Origin of the sequence: Microbacterium sp., from assembly GCF_047606685.1 — a bacterium.
Lineage (GTDB): Bacteria > Actinomycetota > Actinomycetes > Actinomycetales > Microbacteriaceae > Microbacterium.
The window spans coordinates 39,611-49,294 of the sequence record NZ_JASGEC010000095.1 but is presented as its reverse complement, the minus strand read 5'-3'; the positions used below and the strand labels follow the sequence as shown (position 1 = coordinate 49,294).

At 71.3% G+C, this 9,684-nt stretch carries 9 protein-coding genes; 6 read left to right on the top strand and 3 right to left on the bottom strand.

Annotated elements, in window-relative coordinates:
- Both QM611_RS11520 and pepN read right to left on the bottom strand, forming a co-directional pair.
- Positions 1-427, bottom strand: a 427-nt coding sequence (locus QM611_RS11520) for an ATP-binding cassette domain-containing protein (protein WP_415080058.1), incomplete at its 3' end; no start/stop codon positions are given.
- A 91-nt stretch (positions 428-518) separates the two neighbouring features.
- Positions 519-3,101, bottom strand: a complete 2,583-nt coding sequence (gene pepN, locus QM611_RS11515) for an aminopeptidase N (protein ID WP_415080057.1) — start codon at positions 3,099-3,101, stop codon at positions 519-521.
- A gap of 153 nt (positions 3,102-3,254) precedes the next feature.
- Here pepN and QM611_RS11510 point away from each other — a divergent pair, with 153 nt between their 5' ends.
- From QM611_RS11510 to QM611_RS11485, 6 genes are all read left to right on the top strand, one after another.
- Positions 3,255-4,466: a ferrochelatase gene (locus tag QM611_RS11510; RefSeq protein ID WP_415080056.1), complete on the top strand. Its 1,212-nt coding sequence runs from the start codon at positions 3,255-3,257 to the stop codon at positions 4,464-4,466.
- Positions 4,467-4,568: 102 nt separating this feature from the next.
- Entirely contained in the window at positions 4,569-5,057 is a 489-nt protein-coding gene (locus QM611_RS11505) for a ribose-5-phosphate isomerase (protein ID WP_415080055.1), read from the top strand.
- A 5-nt stretch (positions 5,058-5,062) separates the two neighbouring features.
- Positions 5,063-5,767, top strand: a complete 705-nt coding sequence (locus QM611_RS11500; protein ID WP_415080054.1) for a hypothetical protein — start codon at positions 5,063-5,065, stop codon at positions 5,765-5,767.
- Between the two features lie 22 nt (positions 5,768-5,789).
- Positions 5,790-6,791 carry an Fpg/Nei family DNA glycosylase gene (locus QM611_RS11495; protein WP_415080053.1) on the top strand — a complete coding sequence of 334 codons (1,002 nt, stop codon included), beginning with the start codon at positions 5,790-5,792 and terminating at the stop codon, positions 6,789-6,791.
- An 18-nt stretch (positions 6,792-6,809) separates the two neighbouring features.
- Complete coding sequence (locus QM611_RS11490) at positions 6,810-7,454, top strand: FMN-binding negative transcriptional regulator (RefSeq protein ID WP_415080052.1); 645 nt, start codon at positions 6,810-6,812, stop codon at positions 7,452-7,454.
- On the top strand, positions 7,444-8,955 hold the full coding sequence (locus QM611_RS11485; protein ID WP_415080051.1) for an amidohydrolase: 1,512 nt from the start codon (positions 7,444-7,446) through the stop codon (positions 8,953-8,955). The genes QM611_RS11490 and QM611_RS11485 overlap by 11 nt, the downstream gene beginning before the upstream one ends.
- Before the next feature lie 77 nt (positions 8,956-9,032).
- On the opposite strand, the gene QM611_RS11480 is transcribed toward QM611_RS11485, so the two are convergent.
- On the bottom strand, positions 9,033-9,515 hold the full coding sequence (locus QM611_RS11480) for a Dps family protein (RefSeq protein ID WP_415080050.1): 483 nt from the start codon (positions 9,513-9,515) through the stop codon (positions 9,033-9,035).
- Positions 9,516-9,684: the final 169 nt, after the last annotated feature.

Here is a 9,684-nt window from a genome sequence, read left to right as displayed (position 1 = left end):
GCAGCGCTGACGCGATGCCGAGGCGCTGGCCCATGCCGAGCGAGAACTTCCCGGCGCGCTTGCGGGCCACCGTGTCGAGCCCGGTGAGCCCGATCACCTCGTCGACGCGGCGATTCGGGATGCCGTGGGTGGCCGCCATGGCCCGCAAGTGGTTGCGGGCGGTGCGCCCGGTGTGCACGGCCTTGGCGTCGAGCAGCACGCCGACCTCGGTCAACGGCGCTCGAAGCCGCTTGTACTCGCTGCCGCTGACTGTCGCGCGGCCCGCCGACGGGCGGTCCAAGCCGACGATCATGCGCATCGTGGTCGACTTGCCGGCGCCGTTCGGCCCGAGAAAGCCCGTGACCTTCCCGGGCTGGACGGTGAACGACACGTCGTCGACGGCTGTCTTGTCTCCGAACCTCTTCGTGAGGTGCTCTGCTGTGATCATGCTTCGACGCTATGAAGCGCCGACGTCGTCGCGCGTCCTCCCGAGGCGCCGTTCTCGCCCCGTCGGACTCATACCGCGGGACCACACGGGCTCAGCCTTCGGCGTCGCGCTCCTGCGCCGCGAGGGCTCGCTCGACGCCGGCGAGGTTCTCGCTCACGAGGCGCCGCAGAGCGGGGATCTCCTGGAGCTCTCGAAGCCATGCCCGGGTGGCGTCCCGCAACTCCTCGTTCGCGAGCGGCGCGGGGTACAGGCCGGAGACGAGGTAGGCCGCGATCTGGTAGGTGCGGTCCTTCCAGATCGGCTCGAGCGCCTCGAAGTACCGTGGGACGAAACTGTCGAGCAGATGGCGGCCGGTCGGATGCTGCAGGCCCACTGTCGTGGACCGCACGATCGTGTTCGGCAGCCCGTCGCTGTCCACGAGAGAGGCCCACGCCGCCGCCTTCGCCTCGATGGTGGGGATGGCGGCCTTCGCGGTGGCCGCGGCCTCCGCGCCCTTGGCCGTGTTGTCGAGGGCGAGCGCGGCGTCGATGTCGGCGGACGTTGCCGCTCCGCCCGCAGCCAGGCCGATGAGCAGTTGCCACGACAGGTCGGTGTCGATCTCCAAGCCGTCCAGCGAGAGCTCGCCGTCGCGGAGTCGGGACAGGACGGACGCGTGCTCGGCCGTGGCCACGGCCTGCGCGAACGCCGTGACGAACTGGAACTGGTTGTCGCTGCCGGCATCCGCCCGCTGCGCGAGCTCCCACAGGCCGTCCGCCACCTTCTCGCGCGCCGCGGCTCGCGTGTGCGGGGCGACGTACGAGTTCGCGGCGAGCTGCAACTGGGCGAGCGTGGTGCGCACGGTGGTCGACTCGGTCTCGCGGCCGATGTTTCCGAGCACGAGGTCGATGTAGTCGCTGGCCGACGACTCGGCGTCTCGGGTCTGGTCCCACGCTGCGCCCCACACGAGAGACCGGGCGAGCGGGTCGGAGATGTCGGAGAGGTGCGCGATCGCGGTCGCCAGCGACCGCTCGTCCAGACGGATCTTGGCGTACGCCAGGTCTTCGTCATTGAGCAGCACGAGGTCGGGACGGACGAGGCCCTTCAACTTCGGAACCTCGGTGAGGTCGCCGTCCACGTCGATCTCGACGTGGTGCACCCGCTCCAGCGCGCCGTCGCGCATGCTGTAGAAGCCCACGCCGAGGCGGTGCGGCCGGATGGTCGGATAGTCGGCCGGGGCGGTCTGCACGATCGCGAAGCGAGAAATCGTCTCGACGCCGGGCACGGCGCCGGCCGTCGAGGCGATCTCCGGCGACAGGGTGTTCACGCCCGCGGTCTCCAGCCACTTCCTCGACCACGTGTCCAGTTCCCGCCCGCTGGTGGTCTCGAGTTCGGCGAGCAGGTCGCTCAGCTCGGTGTTGCCCCACTGGTGCTTCTCGAAGTACGCGCCCACTCCGGCGAAGAACGCGTCGATGCCCACCCACGCGGCGAGCTGCTTGAGCACCGAGCCGCCCTTCGCATACGTGATGCCGTCGAAGTTGACCTGGACGTCCTCGAGGTCGTTGATCTCGGCGACGACCGGGTGGGTGGACGGAAGCTGGTCCTGCCGGTACGCCCAGCTCTTCTCCATCGCGTTGAATGTCGTCCACGCCTCGGTCCACTCCGTGGCCTCCGCGGTGGCGATCGTCGATGCCCACTCGGCGAACGACTCGTTGAGCCACAGGTCGTTCCACCACTTCATCGTGACGAGGTCGCCGAACCACATGTGCGCCAGCTCGTGCAGGATCGTGACGACACGGCGCTCCTTGACGGCATCCGTCACCTTCCCGCGGAAGACGTACGTCTCGGTGAACGTGACCGCTCCGGCGTTCTCCATCGCGCCCGCGTTGAACTCGGGAACGAACAGCTGGTCGTACTTCGCGAACGGGTAGGGGACGCCGAATTTCTCCTCGTAGTAGGCAAAGCCCTTGCGCGTGATGTCGAAGATGTAGTCGGCGTCGAGGTACTGCCACAGGCTCTTGCGCGCGTAGACGCCCAGCGGGATGGTGCGCCCGGACGCGCTCGTCAGCTCCGAGAAGACCTCCTCGTAGGGGCCGGCGACGAGCGCCGTGATGTAGGACGAGATCGGCGGCGTGGGCTCGAACCGCCACGTGGCCGTGCCGTCGCCGTGCCGCGTGGGGTCGGGCGTGGGGGAGTTGGACACCACTTTCCACGCCTCGGGCGCGGTGACGCGGAACTCGAACGTCGCCTTCAGGTCGGGCTGCTCGAACACCGCGAAAACGCGCCGCGAGTCGGGCACCTCGAACTGGCTGTAGAGGTAGACCTCGTCATCGACCGGGTCGACGAAGCGGTGCAGCCCCTCGCCGGTGTTGGTGTAGAGGCAGTCGGCGTCGACCACCAGCTCGTTGTGGGCGGCGAGGCCGGTCAGCGCGACGCGCGAGTCGGCGTAGGCCTCGGCGGGGTCGATGCTCCGGCCGTTCAGCGTGATCTCGCGCACGTCGCGCGCGATCAGGTCGATGAAGGTGTCGGCGCCTTCGGCCGCGGAGAATCGCACGACGGTGCGCGAGCCGAACACGTCGGCGCCTTTCGTGAGGTCGAGGTCGATCTCGTACGAGATCCCGGCTCCTGAGCGCGCCGAGGGGTCGACGATCGCGCGGCGCTCCTGCGCTTCGACGCGGGTGAGGTTCTCTCCAGGCACTGCGGATGCTCCCGTGGGTGAAGGTCGTGGCAAGCGTTGCGGCGGTCGGCCCCGGCGACAACCCTCACAGCCTACGCTCTGCGCGGACTCCGTCGACGTGCGCGGTGACCGGCGTCGCGCGAAAGGCGCTCAAGCCGATGACAGGATGGAGGGATGAGCACTCCGGGGACAGCACACGCGACGACGGCGACGGGCGCCGCGGCCGTGCCGTTCGCGTCGCCGGCGGCAGCGTCCGGCGCCCCGTTCGTGGAAGAGCCGGTCGCGTACGACGCCGTGCTGCTGGCGAGCTTCGGCGGCCCCGAGGGGCAGGACGACGTGATTCCGTTCCTGCGCAACGTCACCCGCGGGCGCGGCATCCCGGACGAGCGGCTGGAGGAGGTGGCGCACCACTACCGCCACTTCGGCGGAGTGAGCCCGATCAACGAGCACAACCGGCAGCTCAAGACGGCGCTCGAGGCCGAGATCGCGCGCCGCGGCCTGGGGCTTGCGGTCTACTGGGGCAACCGCAACTGGGAGCCCTACCTCGCCGACGCGGTGCGCGCGGCGCACGCGCGCGGCCACACGACGCTGCTCGGGCTCGCCACGAGCGCCTACAGCTCGTACTCCAGCGACCGGCAGTATCGCGAGGACTTCGCCCGCGCGCTGCTGGACACCGGGCTCGACGGCCAGGTGTCGATCGACAAGGTGCGGCTGTTCTTCGACCACCCCGGGTTCGTCGCGCCATTCGTCGAGGGTGTGCGCGACGCGGTCGCCGGGCTCCTCGCCGACGGCGTCGCGCCCGCGGCGGTGCGCGTGCTGTTCTCGACGCACAGCATTCCGGTCGACGACGCGAACCGGTCGGGTCCGCGTGACGTGGAGTGGCCGCACGGCGGAGCGTACGTCGCGCAGCATCGCGCGGTGGCCGAGCACGTGATGGGCGAGGTCGCGCGCGAGGTTCCGGGCGCCGCCGCGATCGCGTGGGAGCTGGTGTTCCAGTCGCGCTCGGGTCCGCCGTCGCAGCCGTGGCTCGAGCCCGACGTGAACGACGTGGTCGAAGGGTTGCCGGCGCGCGGAGTGGAGGCGGTGGTGATCGTTCCGCTCGGGTTCGTGAGCGACCACATGGAAGTGCTGTGGGACCTCGACACCGAGGCAATGCAGACCGCCGCCCGCGTCGGGGTGCGCGCGGTGCGCACGCCGACGCCCGGCATCCATCCCGCTTTCGTGGCCGGTCTCGTGGACTTGATCGAGGAGCGGCTCGACGGCATTCCCGCCGACGAGCGCCCGCACGTCACGCCGCTCGGCCCGTGGCACGACGTGGCCCGCCCCGGCTGCTGCGAGAACGCGCGCGCCGGCTTCAAACCGGCCGCCGCCGGCGTCGTCCCATAGGGGTGGATGTCGGAGAATCGCCTGGATGTCGGAGCATCCGCGCGGAATCCTCCGACATCCGGCCTATTCTCCGACGTTCGCGCCGTCCCTAGGATGGGGTCCATGCGCATCCACATCGGCACCGACCACGCGGGCCTCGAGTTCTCCCGCGACCTGCAGCAGCACCTGGCAGGCCAAGGGCACGACGTCGTCGACCACGGCCCGACCGAGTACGACCCGCTCGACGACTACCCGTCGTTCTGCATTCGCGCCGCGCTGGCCGTCGTGCGCGACCAGGAGGCCGGCGTCGAGGCGCTCGGCGTCGTCTTCGGCGGGTCGGGCAACGGCGAGCAGATCGCCGCGAACAAGGTGCGCGGCATCCGCGCCGCCCTCGTGTGGAACGCGTCGACCGCAGAGCTCGCGCGCCAGCACAACGACGCGAACATCATCGCGATCGGAGCCCGACAGCACACGTTCGACGAGGCCGTGGCGCTGATCGACCGGTTCGTCGCGACTCCGTTCTCGCACGACGAGCGGCACGCGCGCCGCATCGCGCAGCTCGCCGAGTACGAGACGACCGGCGACATCGCGGCGTACCCGATCCACGGCTAGCCGCGATGACCGCTGCCGTCGAGCAAGGCGCCGCGGTGGCAAACGCGCCGCGGCGGCGCGCCTTGATCGTGCCGGCGGTCGCCCTCGCCGCGGTCGCGGTCGGCGCGGTCGGGGTCTGGGTCGGCATCGGGGCGTCGGCCGCGAACAGCGTCGAGGTGTACCTGGACGGCAAGGCCGTGGTGTGCACAGGCCAGGACGCGACCTGGTGGTCGGAGGACGACCCGGTCGACGACGTGTCGCACACCGCGTACAACACGGCGCCGGCCATCCAGCTGCGCGAAGGCCTGGACTGCGAGATCCGGTATTTCGTGCACAACACGAGCGAGCTGGAGGTCACAGTGACCGCGCTGAGGCTGCACCTGATGGCGCCGCACAGCACCGGGATCGAGGCGGTCAGCGTCAACGGCATCCCCGTCGATCCCGAGCCGTCGGCCGACCACACAGACGCGACGCTCACGTTCGGCGAGCGCACGGAGCAGGCCGTCGGCATCGGCGCGGTCGTGCTCGAGGCGGACGAAGCGCTGCCGCTGGCCGTCCGCGTGCGCCTGAGCGACCAAGCCTGCTACGCACCGGGCGACAGCATGATCTTCGACGACGGCGCCATCTCCGTGTCGACCGCCGCCTGGGGGATCGACGCCACAAGGCCAGGAGCTCCGGGCTCGCTTATCGCCCTGGTCGGCACCGAAGACACGGACTGCTACCAGCGGTAGCTCCGTGCCGTAGCATCGAGCGGTGCCCGAGGGTCATTCCGTCCACCGCATCGCCCGCCAGTTCGACCGCAACGTCGTCGGTCGCGCCGTGGCGGCATCCAGTCCGCAGGGGCGCTTCGCCGAGGGCGCGGCGGTCATCGACGGCCGCACCGCGACGAGCGTGCGCGCCCACGGCAAGCAGATGTTCCTCGAGTTCGACGACGGGCTCTGGCTGCGCGTGCACCTCGGCATGTACGGCGCGTGGGACTTCGCGGGCGACATCCTCGTCGATCCGACGATCGCCTCCGCGAACGGCCGCATGGGCCAGACGAACCAGCGCGGCACGGTGCTCGACGACGAACCCGTGCTCGACAGTGCGGGAGAGAACTCGCTCACCTCGATCGGCGCCCCGCGGCGCGCGCGCGTGCACGTGCGGATGAGCGAGCAGACGACCGGACTGGCCGACGACGGCGACCAGTGGCCGCCGCCCGTGGTCGGGCAGGTGCGGCTGCGGCTCATGACCAGAACGACGTGCGCCGATCTGCGCGGCCCCACCGCGTGCGAGCTGCAGGCGCCCGACGAGATGCGGGCGACGCTCGCGAAGCTCGGGCCCGACCCGCTGAACGGAGATCCTGCCGAGGACGAGGAGCGGTTCGTCTCGGTGGTGCGGCGCAAGCCGACATCCATTGCCCTGCTGCTGATGGACCAGGCCGTCGTGGCCGGCATCGGCAATGTGTACCGCGCCGAGCTGCTGTTCCGCGCGCGGCTGAACCCGCATACGCCCGGGCGCGACGTGCGCGAGGAGGCCGTGCGCGACCTGTGGCGCGACTGGGTGCGGCTGCTGGCCGTCGGCGTGGAGACCGGCCAGATGATGACGATGGACGACCTGTCGCCCGACGACTGGCGGCGGGCGATGGCCAGCCGCGACGACCGGCACTGGGTGTACCACCGCACCGGCCTGCCGTGCCGGGTGTGCGGGACGCCGATCGCGCTGGAGGAGCTCGGCGGCCGCAAGCTGTACTGGTGCCCGTCCTGCCAGGCGTGAGGCTCGTAGGCTGAGTGCATGCGCCAGAACCCGAGCTTCGCGATGACGGATGTCGGCGAGCTGCGCCGCCTCGTCGACCGGAACCCGTGGGCGACGCTGGTCACCTCCACCGACGACGGGCTCGTCGCCTCGCACTACGCCGTGATGCTCGACGAGGGCCGCGACGACCTCACGATCGTCGGCCACGTCGGCAAGCCCGACGACATGGTCCACGGGCTCGGGCAGCGCGAGCTGCTGGTGGTGGTCCAGGGGCCGCACGGCTACATCTCGCCGGGCTGGTACGGCGGCGTCGAGTCGGTGCCGACGTGGAACTTCGTCTCGGCGCACTTGTCGGGAGTTCCCGAGCTGCTCACGGCCGAGGAGAACCTGCGGGTGCTCGACCGGCTCGTGGAGCGGTTCGAGAGCAGGATGCCGGATCCCCGCCTCATGTGGCGGCCACCGAACACGGCCGCGTACGTCGAGCGGCTCGAGAAGGGCACGGCCGGGTTCCGGCTGACGCCTGCCAAGGTGGTCGCCAAGCGAAAGCTCAGCCAGAACAAGCCCGCCGAGATCGTGGAGACGGTGATCGCCGAGCTGTCCGGCGACGGCCCGTACGCCCACGGCGAGCTCGCCGCCGAGATGCGCCGCGCCCACGAGCAGATGGCGGCCGGCCGTGGTGCTTGAGCGCGGCGCCTCGCCATCCGTCATCGCGAACGCGCGCCTGACCGGCCGCGACCGCGTCGACCCGTTCGGAGACGACCCGGTCGACGTGCACCTCGCCGACGGGGCCATCGTCGACATCGCCCCGGCCGGCGCCCTCGCGCGGCGAGGCGCGGTGCTCGACGCCGGGGGAGCGTGGCTGGTCCCGGGCCTGTGGGACCATCACGTGCACGTGGGCCCGTGGGCGCTGTCCGCGCAGCGGACCCCCCTCGGCGACGCGTCGTCGGCGGCTCACGCCGCGCGGATCATGGCCGACGCGCCGGTGCTCGCCGACGGCCGACGCGTGGGCATCGGGTTCCGCGACGGCCTGTGGCCCGACGCCCCGAGCCTCGACCTCCTCGACGCGGCGACCGGAGGCATCCCGACTTACCTGTTCAACGCCGACCTGCACAGCGCGTGGCTGAACACCGCGGCGCTGCTCCGCGAGGGCTTCGCGCCGGACGGCGACGGCGTGCTGCGCGAGGGCCCGGCGTTCGAGGTCGGCGGGCGAGTGAGCGAGGTCGGGCCGGCAGCGCTCGACCGCGCCGTCGGCGAAGCCGCGCAGGCCGCGGCAGGCCGCGGCGTGGTCGGCATCGTCGACCTCGACATCGCGTGGAACGAGGATGCCTGGGCCCGCCGCCTCGCCGGCGGGTTCGACGCGCTGCGCGTCGAGTTCGGTGTGTACCCCGACCACCTCGAGCGGGCCCTGTCCGAGGGGCTGCGCACGGGAGACCGGGTGCGCGGCGCGGCCTCGGACCTCGTGCGCGTCGGGCCGTTCAAGGCGATCACCGACGGGTCGCTGGGAACCCGCACGGCCGCGTGCTCGCACTCCTACCCGGGCGACCCGCACAACCACGGCGTGCTGGCCATCGGGCCGGAGCGGCTGCGCGAGCTGATGACGGCGGCGACCGCCGGCGGCTTGCGCTGCGCCATCCACGCGATCGGCGACGTCGCGAACACCCACGCGCTCGACGCGTTCGCGGCCACCGGAGCGTGGGGGTGCATCGAGCACGCGCAGCTGGTGGCGCACGCCGACATCCCACGCTTCGCCCGGCTGGGCGTGGCCGCCAGCGTGCAGCCCGAGCACGCGCTCGACGACCGCGACATGGCCGACACGATCTGGGCGGAGCAGACGGCGATCGTCTATCCGCTGCGCAGCCTCGCCGCCGCCGACGCGACGCTGCTGCTGGGCTCCGACGCCCCCGTGGCGCCGCTTGACCCGTGGGCGGCGCTCGCGAGCGCGGTGTGGCGCACGCGCGACGGGCGCGAGCCGTGGCGCCCGGAAGAGGCGCTGGATGCCGCGACGGCGCTCGCCGCCTCGACGCACGGCGGGTCGGGGCTTGACGCGGCCTCCATCGAGCCCGGCGCGCTCGCCGACCTCGCGCTGTGCGAGCACGACCCGCTCGCCGCGTCCGAGACCGAGCTGCGCGCCATGCGGGTCGCCGCGACGCTTCTCGCCGGCCGCCTCACCCACCTCGCCCTGTGACGAACGCGGGATGCGGGCGCGGCGCACACGACGAACGCCCCCGGTTTTGCGACCGGGGGCGTTCCTCGTGAGAGCTGTTACTCGGCGAGGTGCGCGAAGAGGAACCAGCGGTCCTTCTCCAGGCCCTCCTTGATGCCGATCGCGACGTCCTGGCTGGTCAGATCGACCTCGTCGAGGCCGTCGATGGCGGCCTGCAGGTCGGCGATGACGGCGTCGATGTCGGAGATCACGTCGCGGATCATCGGCTCCCACTGCGTGAAGCCGGCCTTGACCTCCGACGAGGTCTTCGAGGCGATCGTGCTGAGGCGGGCGTCGATCGGCAGGCCCAGGGCGACGACGCGCTCGGCGGCCTCGTCAGCCCAGTCCTGCGCGTGGTCGACGACGGAGTCGAGCAGCTCGTGGATCGCGATGAAGTTCGCACCGCGCACGTTCCAGTGGGCTTGCTTTCCGTTGACGGCGAGCGCCTGCAGTCCGAGCACGACGGGTGTGAGGAACTGCGCGGACCCGGCGGCGACCGTCGGGTCGACGGCGGCAGCGGGTGTGGTCTGAGTCTTGGTCATGTTGTTCGCCTCCGTGGGCAGATCGAGGGTGGCAGATCGTGCCTGGTGTCTTCAACGGTACTCAGCCCGGGGCATTCCGCAAGCAAGCTCAGGCTGGTCTTACTTGAGGCGTGACGACCGCTGTGAGCATCGTCGTTGCACCGTTCCGAGCGCTCCGGCGGGTAGCGTC

Bases quoted from the DNA above. Each gene is read 5' to 3' on its own strand.
- QM611_RS11500 (WP_415080054.1), top strand. From the start codon at position 5,063: ATGACCGCTGCCGTCGAGCAAGGCGCCGCGGTGGCAAACGCGCCGCGG.
- QM611_RS11510 (WP_415080056.1), top strand. From the start codon at position 3,255: ATGAGCACTCCGGGGACAGCACACGCGACGACGGCGACGGGCGCCGCG.
- QM611_RS11480 (WP_415080050.1), bottom strand. From the start codon at position 9,515: ATGACCAAGACTCAGACCACACCCGCTGCCGCCGTCGACCCGACGGTC.
- QM611_RS11505 (WP_415080055.1), top strand. From the start codon at position 4,569: ATGCGCATCCACATCGGCACCGACCACGCGGGCCTCGAGTTCTCCCGC.
- QM611_RS11490 (WP_415080052.1), top strand. From the start codon at position 6,810: ATGCGCCAGAACCCGAGCTTCGCGATGACGGATGTCGGCGAGCTGCGC.